Below are 16,523 nucleotides of genomic sequence, written 5' to 3' on the forward strand. Positions count from 1 at the left end.
AGGAATTCAAGCATGCAAACATTAGCAGGAAAAAAAATTCTGCTTGGCATTAGTGGCGGTATTGCTGCCTATAAATGTGCAGAATTAACGCGTCGTTTTATTGAGCGGGGCGCAGAAGTACGAGTGGTGATGACCCACGCAGCCAAAGAGTTTATTACTCCACTTACGATGCAGGCTGTTTCTGGCCACCCCGTAGCCGACAGCTTACTTGACCCTGCGGCAGAATCCTCTATGGGACACATTGAGCTGGCGAAATGGGCAGACATCGTCTTACTGGCTCCGGCAACCGCAGATTTGATTGCACGATTAGCCGCTGGAATGGGCAATGACTTACTCACGACCTTGGTGTTAGCCACTCAAGCTCCTCTGGTGATCTCGCCTGCCATGAATCAGCAAATGTATAACAATGTCGCTACCCAAGAAAATATTGCCACTTTGGCTCGGCGTGGCGCTTATATTTGGGGGCCGGCCGCGGGAGAACAAGCTTGTGGTGATGTTGGTCCAGGGCGCATGTTAGAGCCGATGGAGCTAGTCACCCGCTGCGAGGCGTTTTTTGCTCCTAAGCCACTAGCTGGTAAGCGGGTACTATTAACCGCGGGGCCAACACGTGAACCGCTAGATCCGGTACGTTATCTATCTAATCATAGTTCAGGAAAAATGGGATTTGCCATTGCTGAAGCTGCCGCTACTTTAGGGGCAAAGGTAACTCTGATTAGCGGGCCAGTGTCGCTGCCGACACCAACCGAGGTGTCACGTATCGATGTACAAAGCGCGTTAGACATGCATCAAACTGTCATGGAACACGCGACAAGCTGTGATATTTTTATTGGCTGTGCGGCGGTCGCTGACTACCGAGCGGAGCAGGTCGCCGAACAAAAAATGAAAAAGAGCGCTCAAAATGACACTCTCAATATTACCTTGGTCAAAAATCCTGATATTGTCGCCTCTGTGGCTGGGTTAGCTGAGCATCGTCCTTTTACCGTTGGTTTCGCTGCAGAAACACAAGACGTAGAAACATACGCACGAGGCAAGTTGACGAAGAAAAATCTTGATATGATCTGCGCAAATGATGTTTCTATCGCCGGTCAAGGCTTTAATAGTAATAACAATGCATTAACCGTTTATTGGCACGATGGCAAGCAGGAACTCCCTCTGGCCAGTAAGCGTGAATTAGCTCAGGCGTTAATGTTGTTGATTGCACAACAGCTGTAGCACATGGGTGAGTGAAATTACCACGTGATGTTGGCTTGCCGTACGAATGATGTTGATTTACCGTACGAATAAAGCATTCCCGTGCAAGCACGCGTTACCCATTATGAATCACCTATCTTATTGGTAAAAAAGGAAAACGGGTTATGGCCGGTAGTAAGAAAACCAATCGACGTGAAGAAATTCTCCAAGCCCTGGCGCAAATGCTTGAGTCTCATGAAGGGGCTTCACGCATTACTACCGCCAAATTAGCAAAACAAGTGGGTGTCTCAGAAGCGGCCCTTTATCGTCACTTCCCGAGCAAGGCTCGCATGTTTGAAGGCTTGATTGAGTTTATTGAAGAGTCTTTAATGTCACGGATTAACCGCATTCTCGATGAAGAGAAAGATACCTTAAGTCGTCTTCGTTTAGTGATGCAGTTAATTTTAGCCTTTTCTGAGCGTAATCCTGGCTTGACTCGAATTTTATCCGGCCATGCATTAATGTTTGAAAATGAACGATTGCGTGAACGGATCAACCAACTGTACGAACGGATAGAAACCTCATTACGACAAATTTTACGCGAACGTAAACTGCGTGAAGGAAAAGCCTTTCCCGTTGATGAAGGGACACTGGCCGCGCAATTACTGGGACAGGTGGAAGGCAGTTTAAACCGTTTTGTACGCTCCGATTTTAAATATCTGCCTACCGCTAATTTTGATGATTATTGGGCCCTGCTTAGCGCACAAATTAAGTAACCATGATGAGTAAAAAGAAATACGGAAAACCTGAGTTTTCATTGGCCTTAGTGCATCCCAGATATTGGGGTGTATGGGCCGGATTTGGCTTCTTAGCCCTGTTGGTCAATCTGCTGCCTTATCCTGTCTTATTGAAGCTGGGGCGAAGCCTAGGCAAGTTTGCCATGCGTTTTGGTAAAAAACGGGTAAAAGTGGCACAACGCAATCTTGAATTAGCCTTCCCCGAGATGAGCGCAACAGACATTGACCAGTTTGTGGTGGAGAATTTTAAAAATACCGGCGCGGCCTTGATTGAAACAGGCATAACTTGGTTTTGGCCTACTTGGCGTTTTAAACGGATCTTAGAAGATAAAGATACCGCAGTCATACGCCAATACTCCGAACAAGGTAAAGGCGTACTGCTGTGTTGTGTCCATGCTCTCAATTTGGAAATTACTGCGCGCGCCTTCGCGGTTTTAGGATTACCGGGTTATGGTGCCTATCGCCCTCATAATAATCCGGCATACGATTTTATTCAGTATCGTGGTCGAACGCGTAATGGTAATCAATTGATTGACCGAAAAGATCTGAAAACCATGCTACGCACACTGCGCCAAGGTCAACGTTTGTTCTATCTTCCAGATCACGACTACGGACGTAACAAGTCGGTGTTTGTACCATTTTTTGCGGTCAATAATGCCTGTACCACAACTGGAACCAGTATTTTGGCTTATACCAGTCGGTGTGCCATCGTCATGGGTTCAGGATTTAGGAATGCACAAGGTAAATATGAGATCAGAGCCGACCTTTCGATTGCAGAAAATTACCCACAAAAAGACGAAACTGCCGCAGCCGCTTATATGAACAAATACGTCGAACATGTTATTTTGCGTGCCCCAGAACAGTGGATGTGGCTGCATAAACGCTTTAAAACTTTACCCGATCCTGAACTGAAGCATAGCCGTTATCATTAACCCCTTGCGCATAAAAACCATTGCCCGTAGCGGCTGATAGATAAGCGTTCAGCTTGCTGATATCATCGGTTTTGTTCGCCAATGATCTGAATCATAGGTAATGAAAAGGGAAGTCCGTTACACTGGCTTCCCTTTTCATTTTTCGCTCTTACCATGATGTATAACGACCAATTTGTGATGTTGCTGGCGGTGTTTGAACGTGCGGCCTTACTGCTGATGGTGCTATTTTGGCTAACACGGTTACACCTAATTCAAACCATTGTGCAAAAAACCGAGCGTCGCCCGACAGAAACAGCACTGCTGGCAGCCCTTTTTATCGGCTTTGCTCTATTTAGTACCTACACGGGCGTCAACGTCGATGGCTCATTGGTCAATGTTCGCATTATTGCCATTGTCGCTGGCGGGATTTTGTTTGGCCCATGGGTTGGGATCAGTGCCGGAGTTGTCTCTGGGCTGCATCGCTACTTAATTGATATTGATGGCCCAACGTCACAAGCCTGCTTAATTGCCAGTATCGTAGCCGGTTTATTATCGGCTTTGATCCATTATCGAGCCGATAAAATACATTATGCCCGCTATGGCATTTTAGTTGGCATGGTGTGTGAAGCGCTGACGATGGGGTTAATTGTCCTACTCGCAGAAGATCACCCGCTAGCTTATAACATTGTCAGCCATATTAGCTTTCCGATGATCGCCGGCACACTCTGTATTGGCTTAATTATTCAACTAGTTCAACACATTGATGATGAGAAAGAGCGACTGGCCGCCTTGCAAGCCAAACAAGCCCTTCATATTGCGACCCAAACACTGCCCTATTTTCGCCAAGGAGGCCGCAGTGCCCTCACCAAAGGGTGTCAAGTCATCCGTCACAATACTCAGGCCGATGCGGTAGCCATTACCGACACACAAGACGTTCTCGCCTATGTTGGCATTGGTGAAGAAGAGTATCTCGATGCGCATCATCAAATTAGTGAGCTGACTCAGCAAGCGGTAAAACTGGGTCAGCAGATCATCAGTAACAATTTGAATCTATATCATTTTCGTTCTTTATTGATTATTCCCCTATGGGAAAATCAGCAGGTAACCGGCACTTTAAAGATTTTTTATCGACAGCCCAATCGAATTCATCGTCCGTTAAAAGAGATGGCGATTGGCTTATCACAGCTGATTTCAACCCAGTTGGAAGTGTCGCGTGTTGAACAACTCAAAGAGATGGCTAGCCAAGCCGAATTCTCGGCCCTGCAAAGCAAGATCAATCCGCATTTTCTATTCAACGCACTGAATGCGATTGCGAGTTTGATTCGCCTGCGTCCGGATGAGGCACGCAGCTTAATCGGTAATTTGGCTGACTTTTTGCGCTATAACTTACACTGCACACAACGGTTCATTCCACTCGATGACGCTCTCAAACAAGTGCGTGATTATGTTGCCATTGAACAAGCACGGTTCGGTCACAAATTAAAAATTCACTTCGATGTCGAACCGGTGTCTATCTCGGTTGCGCCTTTGTTGATCCAACCTTTAGTGGAAAATGCCATCCAACATGGGTTTCAACCTTCTGCCCACGCTTGTGAGATCACGATTCAAGTGCGAGTCACCGCTCAAGGTGCGCAGGTAACCATTACCGATACTGGTGTCGGTATCGCACCAGAGTTAATTGAACAACTCTATCGAGGAGAAATTAATAGCCAGCATATCGGGCTAATGAATGTACATCAGCGGTTACAATTATTGTACGGTCAAGGGCTACGCATTGAACGATTAAACCCTGGAACACAAATTCGCTTCGATATTCTGACTAAGGGGAAAGCATGTTACGCGCAATAGTGGTTGAGGATGAATATCTGGCTCAAGAGGAGCTACGTTATTTAATTGAAAAACATAGTGATATCAAGATTATCGCCAGCTTTGACGATGGTTTGTCAGCGTTAAAATATCTACAAAACCATCCGGTAGATGTGTTGTTTTTAGACATTAATATGCCAGCCATGGATGGCATGTTATTAGCTCGTAGTCTGCCGCCGGCGATTCGACCTCCTTATATTATTTTCACCACGGCCTACAAAGAACACGCGGCAGAAGCCTTTGAACTGGAAGCTTTTGATTATTTATTAAAACCACTCAATGAACAACGAGTGAAAAATGTGCTCGATAAATTACAACTGACGCAGGTAATCAGTCAACCGATTCCCTGCAGTGCGCCACTGCATCTTATGCGCGACAATCGGATTCGGATTACCGAGCCTGAGCAGGTGATTTATGCCATGGCGAAGGAGAAAATTACTCTGGTGTATTGTGATGACGGTGAGTTTTATGTGCCATATCCGATCAGCGAGCTATGCGAACAGCTTCCCGCCCACTCTTTTTTCCGCTGTCACCGCTCTTATTGTGTCAACCTTACTCGCGTGCAGGAAATCATCCCTTGGGTCAACAGTACTTATCTGCTCCATTTACAGGGAAGTGAAGCCACTATTCCTGTCAGTCGAAGTAACTTAAAAACCTTCCGCGAGCGAATGCAATTGTAATTCATGCCAAATAATTGCATTTGATGCGCCACTAATGCAGCTCATTTTATCTTGCTTTAACCCTATTGCTGATAGGGGAATAAGGCTCGTATCTTAACGGTAATCCTTACTCATTTTGTTATGGAGTACCGTTATGCGACACATGATTACCCCAAGATTACAGACCTTAATTGGCACCGTGATTGCACAATTTGCGCTCGGCTCTGTGTATACCTGGAGCTTATTTAACGCACCACTCGCGGAAAAATTAGCCGCGCCGGTGAATCAGGTTGCCTTTTCTTTTGGGCTATTAACCTTGGCGCTTGCTTTGGCCTCTTCCGTATCTGGCTTACTGCAAAAACGATTTGGTGTACGTCGTGTTACTATTGCTGCAGGGTTAGTCTTGAGCTTGGGTTTACTCTGGGCTGGGCAAGTTTCCCAAGTCTGGTTACTGTATGTCAGTGCTGGTTTGATCCTTGGCTTTGCCGATGGCACTGGCTACTTAATGACCTTGTCTAACTGCGTGCGGTTTTTCCCTGAACGTAAAGGCTTAGCTTCAGCTTGTGCCATTGGCGCATATGGGTTGGGTAGCTTAGGGTTTAAATACATTAACCTATATTTTCTTGAGCAAAGTGGCGTAAGCATGACCTTTACCATGTGGGCACTGATTGCGGGAAGCTTGGTGGTGCTCGGTGGCTTATTAATGCACGATGCCCCGATTCAAACAACCAGCCAAGTCAACAATAGTAGCGACCAACGCCAAGAATACTCATTACAACAAAGCACTAAAACACCTCAATTTTGGCTATTGGCTACGGTCTTTTTCACCATTTGTATGAGCGGTTTATACGTAATTGGCGTAGCAAAAGACGTAGGCGAACTGCAAGTACACCTCTCAACAGCGGCGGCCGCTTCTTCGGTAGCGATTCTGGCGATGGCTAATTTAGCGGGACGTTTAGTCCTAGGCATTTTGTCGGATAAAATGGAGCGCCGCAAAGTGGTGGGGATTGCGTTACTGATCTGTACCTTAGGTGTGAGCATCTTACTCTTTGTCCCCCTCAATGAAATGCGATTTTTTATGGCGATTGCCTGTGTTGCATTCAGTTTTGGCGGCGCGATTACGGTATTTCCAACCTTAGTCAGTGATTACTTTGGGCTCAATTCTCTGACCCAAAACTATGGGGTTATTTATCTTGGTTTTGGCCTAGGAAGCTTTTTTGGATCGATGGTTGCTTCTTTATTTGGCGGGTTTGAAGCGACTTTCAGCGTGATGTTACTGCTGCTCGGTGTATCACTGTGTATTGCTCTTTGGCTACGTGCGCCGAAAGAGACACAATCCACAGCTATCGGTTGGCAAGCCTCTTTATCTTCACACACTCGCTAAGCGATTAGGAACGGATTCACAATCAGAAAAAACTCCGCGGCTGGCTTCTATCACCAGCCGCGGTTTTATTTAGCCGTTCACACCATACTGAGCACGATAAGCTTTCACTGCATCCAGTTGGGCAGCATCCGTTCCTTGCTCTTGTAAATAGGTAACCAAATCGTTCAAGCTCACAATAGAGATGATCTGACAGCCAAAATCACGTTCAACTTCCTGAATCGCCGATAGTTCGCTTTTACCTTTCTCTTGACGATCAATCGCCACTAAAACACCCGCTAACTCAGCGCCATTGGCTTGAATGATTGCCATTGACTCACGAATCGCTGTCCCTGCGGTAATCACATCATCCACCAGCATAATGCGCCCTTCCAGCGCGGAGCCGACTAAGTTGCCACCTTCACCATGATCTTTGGCTTCTTTGCGGTTAAAACAGTAAGGCGTATCGATATCGTGGTGATCCGCTAAGGCCACGGCGGTAGTGGTGGCAATCGGAATCCCTTTGTAAGCAGGGCCAAACAGCACATCAAACTCAATACCAGAATCTGCCAGTGCCGCGGCATAAAAACGGCCGAGTCGCGCCAAATCACGCCCCGTATTAAACAGGCCAGCGTTAAAAAAGTAAGGGCTTTTACGACCGGACTTCAAAGTAAACTCACCAAATTTCAACACTTCCTTTTCTAAGGCAAACTCAATAAATTCACGCTGGTAGGCTTTCATGAATACTCTCTCGATGTTGGTTTTAGGTTCTAGGACCTAGGACCTAGGTTCTAACTTCTTGCAATAGATAAAAAAATAGCCCCCTTAATGGGAGCTACTGACTCAATCATTCCGCTAACGCGGCTTTCTGCTCGGCGAAGATCTCACCAATGCCTTTCTTGGCCGACGCCAGTAACGCTAGCAATTGATCATGGCTGAATGGTTCGCCTTCTGCCGTGCCTTGAATTTCGATCATCTTGCCTTCTTCCGTCATCACCACATTCATGTCAGTATCGGCAGCTGAGTCTTCAACGTACTCTAAATCACACAGTACCTCATCGCCTAAAATGCCAACCGAAACAGCAGCAACATGACCTTTCATTGGGTTCTTTTTTAATTTTCCTTGTGCCACAAGGTGGGCAAAAGCATCGGCCATCGCCACACTTGCGCCAGAAATAGAAGCGGTACGAGTTCCACCATCGGCCTGAATCACATCACAGTCAACCGTAATCATAAACTCGCCCATCGCTTCCAGATCCACCACCGCACGTAAGCTGCGCGCGATCAAACGTTGAATTTCCATCGTACGACCACCTTGCTTGCCAGTCGTCGCTTCACGGCGGGTACGCGAATGCGTCGCGCGGGGCAACATGCCATATTCCGCGGTTACCCAGCCTTTACCTTGACCTTTTAGCCAACGCGGTACATTTTCTTCCACCGTTGCATTACACAAAACTTTAGTATTACCGAATTCAACGAGTACTGAGCCTTCAGCATACGCCGTATAATTGCGAGTGATTTTAATTGGGCGAACTTGATCTGCCGCGCGGTCATTTGGACGCATGGTTAAATGCCTTTTGTGAAGGAATAAACAAGATTGGAGCGAGATTATACTGGAAATAACGGTTAGGTGCTAGGTGCGAGCAATAGTCAAAACTCAAACGGAATACACAAGCAATCCATGCTCACTCGCTTTTCAACTATCTGGATCACCAAGCAAGCTGGATCATCAAGTAAGTGAATAGGGATCGAACCTAGGATCTCGCCAATCTTTGCCGTATTATTGACTTATTGCGCTAAAAAGCCGACTCAATTAAGGATATGGTAATGATTTACAGCATGACTGCCTACGCACGCAAAGAACTGAAAGGCGAATGGGGCACCGCCGTATGGGAAATTCGTTCTGTTAACCAACGTTATTTAGAAACTTATTTTCGCTTACCCGAACAGTTTCGTAGCCTAGAACCGGTTCTTCGTGAACGTTTTCGTCAACGATTAGCCCGTGGCAAAGTTGAATGTCACTTACGTTATGAAGCCAGTGCCGCTGCACATAGTGAACTGATCATTAATGAACCGCTTGCCGAGCAAGTAATTAAAGCTGCCAACCAGATCATGCATATGACCGGTGAACTCAGCCGCATCAACCCATTCCAAGTGATGCAATGGCCGGGAGTGATGGAAACCCCAGAACAAGACATGGATAGCATTAACAAAACACTGCTAGCAGGTTTCGATGATGCGCTAAGCGATTTTATTGAAGCACGTGGTCGTGAAGGCGACAATATGAAAGCGTTAATTGAACAACGCTTAACGGCTATTGGCGAAGAAGTGGTAAAAGTTCGCGCACGAATGCCAGAAATTCTCCAATGGCAACGTGAGCGTCTATTCAGTAAATTTGAAGAAGCCAACATTGAATTAGATACCTCTCGTGTCGAGCAAGAACTCATTCTACTGGCACAAAAATCCGATGTAGCAGAAGAGCTGGATCGCCTCGACTCTCATATCAAAGAAACTCGTAATGTGCTTAAGAAAGGCGGTGCTTGTGGCCGAAAACTCGACTTTATGATGCAAGAATTTAACCGTGAATCGAACACACTGGCCTCAAAATCGATCTCGACCGATATCACCGCTTCTGGTGTAGAGCTGAAAGTGCTGATTGAACAAATGCGTGAGCAGATCCAAAACATCGAATAAGGTTTTTTGAGTCTCTTTGAGCTTACTTAATATTACCAAGCCCCTGTAAATTGGGGCTTTTTTGTTTTCAGGGGATTTCAAAACCTTTCCGCTGTTTTCAACCAACTGGTGAGTTTAGTGGTGAGTAGGATTGATCTAGTATGCCCTTAAATGGTGAGTAACTTTCCATGATAAGGAGAACACTATGGGCAAGCTCAATGCACGCAAAGTCGCCGCTTTGGCCAATTTTGGCTTATACATAAAGTTATTTTATGGGTAACAATTGGTAGACCTTTAGACGGTCATTCAACCTTTCAGGTACCCATGCTGAGCGAGCTTCATTGTTGTCCCTTATTATTGTTGTAAAAAATCGCTGTGCATATGCAATCGGCCTGAACTGCGATTGCTGCTTAAATTAGTCTATTGAGTGACATAATCAAAACGCTTGAGCGCCAACCAAGCAGACGCACCGCTTGTATTCGGTGCTTTAATGAGCTGCCAAATTGGCGGTTGACACTTAGCTTGCTCAGCCATTTGCAAATACACCGCCTCACACAAACCTTCTTCATCGCCGAGCGCGAGATTTTTCGAGGTAAACTTAATCAGCCAAAAAGCAGCACCAAGATTTAGTAAAAGCCATAGGCAAGTAGTGGGCAAAGTTTAATCCCCCTCATTCTGATCAAACAGCGCACTAACCACAAGCTTTTTGGCCGGCATGCATGCGAGCCTCCCTATCGAGCGGACAATCTGCGCACATTTGGGTGCAAGGCAGTTTGTGGCGCAGACAACACACGATACGCGCGCTTTGCTGCTCCTTAAGTCTTAATTTTCGCCAAAAGGGATTGATTGTCGGCTGATCACTTACCCTTAATGATAACTCTGGACGAGAGAATATCTCGTTTATCCGTTGATCACGCCAGCTATCAGGGAGTGACAGCTCCCCCAGATACCAATGCACAATATAAGCTTGATGACTAAAATGAAGCTTTGCAGCCACAGGGCTAAGGCAAGTTAAACGCTCGACGATCGGGATGAGCAGTCGTTCGAGTAGCTGCTCCCAACTGGCAAGCTGACTGACGGAAGCAAGATAATTCGTCTCTGGACTAAGCAATAAATAAAAAGTTTCTACTCGACCACTTTCGTGCGCTTCAAAGTACCAATTATCCCAACTGGATGCCGCAGCAATGGCACGCTGAAGCTCACTACCGGGCGGACAACAAAACAGCCACAATAATAAAGGTGGCAGTTGCAGACCAAAAAACCACTGACTCCACATTGAATGTAATGCCCTTGCATCGACTTCTCGCGTTGCCTCTCCAACAACGCTCCCTTTTACTCGATAGCTAAGAGCAAACTGTTCCAGCCATGGTCTGTAATGTGTCGCACTGAGCACCGAGTTTAAACAATGGGCATTTGGAGGTAACTGCTGCAAATTATCGATGGCTTTGAAATGCTGAGCATAAAATGCCGCTTTTTGACTGAGCAAATGGTTGAGCTGGTTAGCTAGGGTGATTATTCCCATGATGGTAGTCCCCCATTGGCTTCATTATGTTCATCACTTCGGTGATAACTTTTCGCGATTCGCACCCGAGGGATAATCATTGGGCACAGCGCTTCAGGGTCGGACTAACAAGATTAATCGGGGGGTACTTATGTCCATTTTTTGGTTAATTCCTCGAGGGTTTACAAGGCTGAAGTGGCATAACGTCACGCAGGGAAAAACAATAATATCTTCTCCACAAGTGATTCTTTCTCATAGCAGCAACAACAAATTAACACAAACAATAATGCGAATACAAACAATTATCAATAAAATAACTGAGAGGTATAACTGGTCTGATTAGAATATGGGGCGATAAAGAAGGGGGAAGTGTCACCGAGTAATGATGATATTTTGATGGTAATACTCAGCGATAAAGCACCTTAAATGATAGTAATTATCTGTTTTTAGAAACCATTTTCCCACACAGTTTGGATTACAAAGAAGAGAAAAGCCGTTGAGCATCCGAACTTAAGCACTCCAGCGATAGCAATTATTGGCCCAATCTGTCGCCAAGGTTTCGTGAGTACAACATCACCATAACCTAGAGTACTGATTGAGGTACCAACAAAGTATAATCCCTCTGTGACCGAAGACACTAATCCAGCCCAACGCAAAAATATCCCCCACCCGACAACCTCAAGTAAATGGGCAAAAAATAGGATCATAAAACAGCATAGGATAATTATCTTTCCTGCGTAGCTCGGGCTAAAGTGCTCAATAAACCAAGGATGAGCTCGTAGAAAATCTCCAGCGACATCAAATATTAACCATGCATGCACATAGAAGAGACTAAAGACCAGCAAAATGGCTAATAAATATATTTTAGCGATAGAAAAAGGCTTAAAACTTTTAATATTGCTCATGTTATTTCTTTACCTATTGTCAAAAATTAATGCGTAAAGCCCTGAATGCTAGAAAGCGATATATTTCAGTAGTAGTTATATTGCCATCTCAATTATCTAAGCGGATGAATAATCTGACTTAAGAAAAAACAGAGATAATCCAATAACAATGGCTATCGTCTTAGAGGCTGCATTTTTAACTTCAGAGCAAGCTCTCGCGCGAAGTCAGTTTACCCATAATAAAAGCTAAGTTAACTGAGCTAATAAGTGTCGCCACATGAGCATCCCCTTGCGCTTGTCGGGCATCAAGTAATGCCGTATCTGCGACTGTGATTGCATCAATCGTACCGATATCATTACGATAAGCGGCAATGGCGGCTTCGTAAGTAATTGACGCAGCTACAACCAGCTCGGTTGCTGCATGATAGGCTTCATGTGCCGTGCGTAAAGCGTTATGTGCAGCAATAATTTCTGCTACGGCAGCATTTTGTACCCGCTGAAACTCATCCTCAGCAGCCTCAGATCGAGACTTAGCCTCTGTAACCCGCGCACTTCTTAAACCGCCATCATAAATAGGTACGGTTATTCCCAAGAGAACACTGTTCCCAGATCCCTGCTGACTGATTGAGGGAAGACCAGAAATATCGAAATTTCCAGATCCCCAGCTAGCACTTGCACCCAAATAAACCTTGGGTAAGTAACCCGCCTGAGCCGCATCAACACCAGCTTTACTCGCCTGTAAAGCGGCGTAACTTGCTGCAACATCAGGACGTTGTGATAAGGCTTGCTGTATTAGCCTATCCATAGGAGTATCAATAGGTTTAGGAAGGGGGCGTTGCGTTATATTAGCAGCATCAACGTTCAATTCGCTATTAACACCGACAATGGCAAGCAGATGATAATAAGCCGTACGCTCATCACCAATAGCCTGAATACGACGAAATTTAGCCTGAGCGACGGCCTGCCGTGCTTGAGCGACATCCATGGCCGTAGCGAGCCCTTGATCCGCTCTTGCTGCAACCGCCGCTTGAATATCTTGAGCGTTGTGTAAGGCCTCCTCAGCAAAACTTCGCCGTTGAATGGCTGCACCATAACCGTAATAAGCTTGAGAGACATCGAAAATCAATTTTTGATGTGTGCCATTGAATAAAATATTTGCTGCTACCGCAACCTGCTGACCTTCCATTGTAAGCGCTTTTCGCTGTCCAAAATCAAACAGAAGCCATTGAAGTGACAGTATTTGTGCGCTGCCTTGTTCTGTATTATCGATATGACGCTGGCCGAAAATTTCCGGTAATGGAACGGTGAGCGTCTGAGATCCTCCCACAACACTTGCTGCAATGAAAGGTAAGTAAGTACTTTCGACCATGCCAACCGCAATTGCCGCTTGTCTCGCGCGTTGCCAAGCCGCTCGTGTTTCTGGATTCGTTCGTTGTGCCAAATCAATCAATTCAGGGAGCCCATAGCGTTGTTCAGAATCAATAAACTCATTTTGCCTAAATTGCGCACGAGCAGGGTTTTCGGGAATACTGAAGTCTGGAATAACATGAGTTGGAGTGGGCTGACTATCATCGGAACCAGCCAAACTCCATAATGCGGTTTTATCCTCATCACTTGGTACCCATGGCTGATCCGGAGCTGGAGACACCCTGTGATCCACATTAGATACGCAGCCAGAGACTATCAAAACCATCATTAATACGATGAATGAAGAACAAACACGACATCGCAAATAATATCGACCGTTATTTATCATGCTGCCTCCATAACGTGATCCAGTGAATCAATAAATGATGCGGAAAGATCAGAACGCTCTTTTAATTCAATATTATAAGAACCGGGCTCTCCGGACTTATCTTGAAATCGTAGTGCAAGATCATCAAGTAAATCAGCAAGTGGTCCAAGGTCCGTTTCATCGCTCAACCAAATGGCTCTATTGAGCGATTCTATTTCATCCATCGCTTTTTTAAGAGCCGCTTCACGTTTTGGTGGCGGACGTAACCATTTTGGCTCAAACGGCAATAGACACAATGCTTCATCACATTTTCCGACTAACGATTCTACGGCAGCAGTATGCCCCAAAGCCTGTATGCGTTGATGGGAAGGTAACCTAGCCATCCGAGCCAACTCCGATAGAGCACGAGAAAATAATGTACGGACCTCGCCCTCTAAAGGCGCGGGCCAAAGACGAGAAAAAATCAGATAAACCACAACATTACCGAGCAATATACCAAAAATTCGACCTTGCGCGGTTTCCAAACTCAGATTCGGACCAAAACCCTGCAATACGGTGAGTAGAAAGGCGAGCGCTACCTGAACACCAGCATAAGAACTACGCTCTGGCCCCGTTGAAATCCAAGCGCTAATTAAGCAGCCTAAAAATATCAATACCATTAACGAAGCAATATCATCGATATAAGGTATCACCCAAAAGATAGAGGCAATGCCAAGTGATGCTCCTATCAAACACCCAACAATGCGCAGCGCCAACTTGTGTAAAGTCTCTCCTGCCGTTCCTAATGCTGCTACATAGCAAGTAATCATCGCCGTATGAATGCCTTGCCAATCGATAGCGGTATAGATAAGAAAACAAATCATCGCAGCTAAGGTCGTTTTGAATGCAAAACGAGTGTAGGCAGGATTAGTGAAAGCGTCTGGGGCAACAAATGCGGGCTTGCTTATCGACACGATTTCAGGCTCACTCGCTCCCGCAAGTAAACAGAGCGCATCCCAGGCCTGCTTCTCTGCTTCTCCCATTTCAGTGTCAAGATCTTGAGCACGAGCAATTGAACATTGGGGAGCCTTCCCCAGAGCAAGTGAATCATCAATATCACGAATAGCATCCACTAGAGCGACCCGGCGATCAGCATCCATAGAGGCGGGTAAGGCGGAAACAGCAAGCATGAGTTTAAAACCTGCACGAATATCGGTAGCTATCTGTTGCGCGGCAGAAAGATTAACTAAACGAAGTGCTTTTACAGTAAGCGCTTGCGGCTCAAAGGCACTATTTCCTTCGCGTAGATATTGAAGTAACGCGGCTGAGTCACCTGTTTCTAATGCCTTAATAGTCACGGCCAATCGAGAGCGCAATTTATCCCGTAATAGCTGTACTGGTGAAAATCCGAGTAGAAAATTAAAGCCGATCATTAATATCATCGGCATAGCAGCCATTAACCAAGCTTCACGCAGTGCAAAGCTCGCCGCTTCGCCAAACGGTGCCTTAACGATCAAAGTAAGTAAAAAAGCAATGATCAACGCCGCTACGCTACCTTGCTCCCCTAGCTGTGTTGCCGCGCCAAGATAAACCAGAAAAACAGAAGTGACGACAATAGCCGCCATGATATGCATCGTCGAACCATTCGTTAGGTTGATAAGCCAAACCAAAAACGCAATAAGTCCGGGCAATAAGATGAGAAAGCCAAAACCCGTGACAATATTGACTACCGCATCAGGCTTCATTAGAAAGATGACTAGGTAGCAGCTGATCGCAGCTTCAGGGATCTGAAACATCATACCGACCGCGGTTACCAAAGCGCATAACAGTGCAATTCGCCAAGCTAAACCCGCTCGCCCTGGCGCTGACTGTAAATCCTCCAGAGATTGAGACCATAAATACGACATCAACTCGCGAGTATTACTCTTTTGAACGGTCATCACAATTTTCGCTATGCTTGACTACCGCAACCGCTGAAGCCCCTACACGCATCAAAGATGCTGGAGGATTATCGATAATGATTCGTACAGGAAAGCGTTGAACAATCCGTACCCAATTTAATGATTTGGGTACGTAAGGAACATTGCGAGGTAAATTGATCAGCTCTTCAGATATCACTCCCCAACCGATACTATCAACCCGACCGTAAACGGGAATAGAACGATCTGCCAGTATATAAACCTGTGCACAGTTGCCCACAGCAATATGAGCCAGCTCTGTTTCGGGAAAAGTCGCCAAAGCGTACCATTTACGAGTATCAATAAGCGTAAACAGAGACTGCCCGGGAGCAACAATCTCTCCCGTTGAAACCGTGAGACCGACGACAAGACCTTCATGTGGGGCACGTACTTGAGTTGCCGCTAATTCATGCTCAGCAATCGCTAACGCTGCTTGCCGAGCACCAACCAATGCCTCTGACTCATCAAGACTGGTGATCAAGGCTTGAGCCGCAGCCTCTTGATGTATGGCTTGTTCGAGCGTGGTTTGAGCATCATCTCTAGCCGTTCTCGCGTCATCCACTTGCTGCACGGTAACGTACCCCTTAGCCACTAATGGTAATAGCCGGGCAAGTGCGCTCTCTGCAAGAGAGAGATTGGTACGAGCACGATGAACCTGTTCTGAAGCGATAGCAGCATTGGATGACTCAGCCGTAATTGTTCTACGCTGAGCATCACGCAATGCTTTAGCAAGCTGTAATTCTGATCTGGCTTTATTGACTATTATTTCATAGGGTTTGGGATCAATTTCAAATAACAACTGTCCCTCGTCGACACGCTGATTATCGGTTACAGCAATAGTGATTACTCGTCCTGCAACGATAGAAGCAACGTTAACAACATTTGCACTCAGTACCGCATCCTCAGAAAGAGCTTTATCTGCGCTGTGTTGAAAGTAATACCATCCCGATACAAGTGCGCCAAGTACAACCGCTATCGCCAAGGCAGTACCCACAACACTATATCGACGTGTATAAGCAGAGTTAGACAT

Annotated in this window: 14 protein-coding genes and 1 pseudogene; 7 read left to right on the top strand and 8 right to left on the bottom strand. The window is 45.9% G+C overall.

Translation table 11 applies throughout. The features are described 5' to 3' along the window. The first annotated feature begins 12 nt into the window (after positions 1 to 12). The 6 genes from coaBC (at position 13) to CAG57_RS13035 (ending at position 6,787) form a co-directional block, all read left to right on the top strand. Positions 13 to 1,212: a bifunctional phosphopantothenoylcysteine decarboxylase/phosphopantothenate--cysteine ligase CoaBC gene (gene coaBC / locus CAG57_RS13010; RefSeq protein WP_161428438.1), complete on the top strand. Its 1,200-nt coding sequence runs from the start codon at positions 13 to 15 to the stop codon at positions 1,210 to 1,212. A gap of 143 nt (positions 1,213 to 1,355) precedes the next feature. After that, positions 1,356 to 1,946 carry a nucleoid occlusion factor SlmA gene (gene slmA / locus CAG57_RS13015; RefSeq protein ID WP_099610827.1) on the top strand — a complete coding sequence of 197 codons (591 nt, stop codon included), beginning with the start codon at positions 1,356 to 1,358 and terminating at the stop codon, positions 1,944 to 1,946. 5 nt (positions 1,947 to 1,951) lie between these two features. Further along, positions 1,952 to 2,899: a Kdo(2)-lipid IV(A) acyltransferase gene (locus tag CAG57_RS13020; protein WP_161428463.1), complete on the top strand. Its 948-nt coding sequence runs from the start codon at positions 1,952 to 1,954 to the stop codon at positions 2,897 to 2,899. Positions 2,900 to 3,055: 156 nt separating this feature from the next. Next, entirely contained in the window at positions 3,056 to 4,726 is a 1,671-nt protein-coding gene (locus CAG57_RS13025) for a LytS/YhcK type 5TM receptor domain-containing protein (RefSeq protein WP_161428464.1), read from the top strand. Further along, entirely contained in the window at positions 4,711 to 5,424 is a 714-nt protein-coding gene (locus CAG57_RS13030; RefSeq protein ID WP_161428439.1) for a LytR/AlgR family response regulator transcription factor, read from the top strand. Before CAG57_RS13025 ends, CAG57_RS13030 begins: the two co-directional genes overlap by 16 nt. A 133-nt stretch (positions 5,425 to 5,557) precedes the next feature. Beyond that, positions 5,558 to 6,787, top strand: a complete 1,230-nt coding sequence (locus tag CAG57_RS13035; protein ID WP_161428440.1) for an OFA family MFS transporter — start codon at positions 5,558 to 5,560, stop codon at positions 6,785 to 6,787. 69 nt (positions 6,788 to 6,856) lie between these two features. Here CAG57_RS13035 and pyrE read toward each other — a convergent pair whose 3' ends face one another. Together pyrE and rph are read right to left on the bottom strand one after the other, a co-directional pair. Continuing rightward, positions 6,857 to 7,504, bottom strand: coding sequence for an orotate phosphoribosyltransferase (gene pyrE, locus CAG57_RS13040; RefSeq protein ID WP_099610830.1), 648 nt, complete (start codon positions 7,502 to 7,504; stop codon positions 6,857 to 6,859). 106 nt (positions 7,505 to 7,610) lie between these two features. Beyond that, positions 7,611 to 8,327: a ribonuclease PH gene (gene rph, locus CAG57_RS13045; RefSeq protein WP_161428441.1), complete on the bottom strand. Its 717-nt coding sequence runs from the start codon at positions 8,325 to 8,327 to the stop codon at positions 7,611 to 7,613. A 263-nt stretch (positions 8,328 to 8,590) separates the two neighbouring features. Between rph and CAG57_RS13050 the strand changes: the two genes are divergently transcribed. Continuing rightward, on the top strand, positions 8,591 to 9,457 hold the full coding sequence (locus CAG57_RS13050; protein ID WP_161428442.1) for a YicC/YloC family endoribonuclease: 867 nt from the start codon (positions 8,591 to 8,593) through the stop codon (positions 9,455 to 9,457). Positions 9,458 to 9,859: 402 nt separating this feature from the next. On the opposite strand, the pseudogene CAG57_RS13055 reads toward CAG57_RS13050, so the two are convergent. From CAG57_RS13055 to mdtN, 6 genes and pseudogenes are all read right to left on the bottom strand, one after another. Then, a pseudogene (locus CAG57_RS13055) lies at positions 9,860 to 10,060 on the bottom strand (type II toxin-antitoxin system HipA family toxin); the annotation flags it as partial. A 67-nt stretch (positions 10,061 to 10,127) separates the two neighbouring features. Further along, positions 10,128 to 10,958: a siderophore-iron reductase FhuF gene (gene fhuF, locus CAG57_RS13060; RefSeq protein ID WP_161428443.1), complete on the bottom strand. Its 831-nt coding sequence runs from the start codon at positions 10,956 to 10,958 to the stop codon at positions 10,128 to 10,130. Between the two features lie 425 nt (positions 10,959 to 11,383). Beyond that, a complete protein-coding gene (locus CAG57_RS13065) occupies positions 11,384 to 11,842 on the bottom strand; it encodes an ion channel (protein ID WP_161428444.1) in 459 nt (152 codons plus the stop codon). Positions 11,843 to 12,023: 181 nt separating this feature from the next. Continuing rightward, positions 12,024 to 13,469, bottom strand: a complete 1,446-nt coding sequence (locus CAG57_RS13070; protein ID WP_202597943.1) for a TolC family protein — start codon at positions 13,467 to 13,469, stop codon at positions 12,024 to 12,026. Between the two features lie 104 nt (positions 13,470 to 13,573). Continuing rightward, the gene (locus tag CAG57_RS13075) at positions 13,574 to 15,475 is read right to left on the bottom strand and encodes an FUSC family protein (protein ID WP_161428445.1); all 1,902 of its coding nucleotides are present in this window, start codon (positions 15,473 to 15,475) and stop codon (positions 13,574 to 13,576) included. Continuing rightward, a complete protein-coding gene (gene mdtN / locus CAG57_RS13080; protein ID WP_161425511.1) occupies positions 15,456 to 16,523 on the bottom strand; it encodes a multidrug transporter subunit MdtN in 1,068 nt (355 codons plus the stop codon). The genes CAG57_RS13075 and mdtN overlap by 20 nt, the downstream gene beginning before the upstream one ends.

Source organism: Vibrio sp. V30_P3S12P165 (assembly GCF_009904905.1).
Taxonomy (GTDB): Bacteria; Pseudomonadota; Gammaproteobacteria; order Enterobacterales; family Vibrionaceae; genus Vibrio; species Vibrio fujianensis.

Bases quoted from the DNA above. Each gene is read 5' to 3' on its own strand.
- coaBC (WP_161428438.1), top strand. From the start codon at position 13: ATGCAAACATTAGCAGGAAAAAAAATTCTGCTTGGCATTAGTGGCGGT.
- slmA (WP_099610827.1), top strand. From the start codon at position 1,356: ATGGCCGGTAGTAAGAAAACCAATCGACGTGAAGAAATTCTCCAAGCC.
- CAG57_RS13020 (WP_161428463.1), top strand. From the start codon at position 1,952: ATGAGTAAAAAGAAATACGGAAAACCTGAGTTTTCATTGGCCTTAGTG.
- CAG57_RS13025 (WP_161428464.1), top strand. From the start codon at position 3,056: ATGTATAACGACCAATTTGTGATGTTGCTGGCGGTGTTTGAACGTGCG.
- CAG57_RS13030 (WP_161428439.1), top strand. From the start codon at position 4,711: ATGTTACGCGCAATAGTGGTTGAGGATGAATATCTGGCTCAAGAGGAG.
- CAG57_RS13035 (WP_161428440.1), top strand. From the start codon at position 5,558: ATGCGACACATGATTACCCCAAGATTACAGACCTTAATTGGCACCGTG.
- pyrE (WP_099610830.1), bottom strand. From the start codon at position 7,504: ATGAAAGCCTACCAGCGTGAATTTATTGAGTTTGCCTTAGAAAAGGAA.
- rph (WP_161428441.1), bottom strand. From the start codon at position 8,327: ATGCGTCCAAATGACCGCGCGGCAGATCAAGTTCGCCCAATTAAAATC.
- CAG57_RS13050 (WP_161428442.1), top strand. From the start codon at position 8,591: ATGATTTACAGCATGACTGCCTACGCACGCAAAGAACTGAAAGGCGAA.
- fhuF (WP_161428443.1), bottom strand. From the start codon at position 10,958: ATGGGAATAATCACCCTAGCTAACCAGCTCAACCATTTGCTCAGTCAA.
- CAG57_RS13065 (WP_161428444.1), bottom strand. From the start codon at position 11,842: ATGAGCAATATTAAAAGTTTTAAGCCTTTTTCTATCGCTAAAATATAT.
- CAG57_RS13075 (WP_161428445.1), bottom strand. From the start codon at position 15,475: ATGACCGTTCAAAAGAGTAATACTCGCGAGTTGATGTCGTATTTATGG.
- mdtN (WP_161425511.1), bottom strand. From the start codon at position 16,523: ATGTCTAACTCTGCTTATACACGTCGATATAGTGTTGTGGGTACTGCC.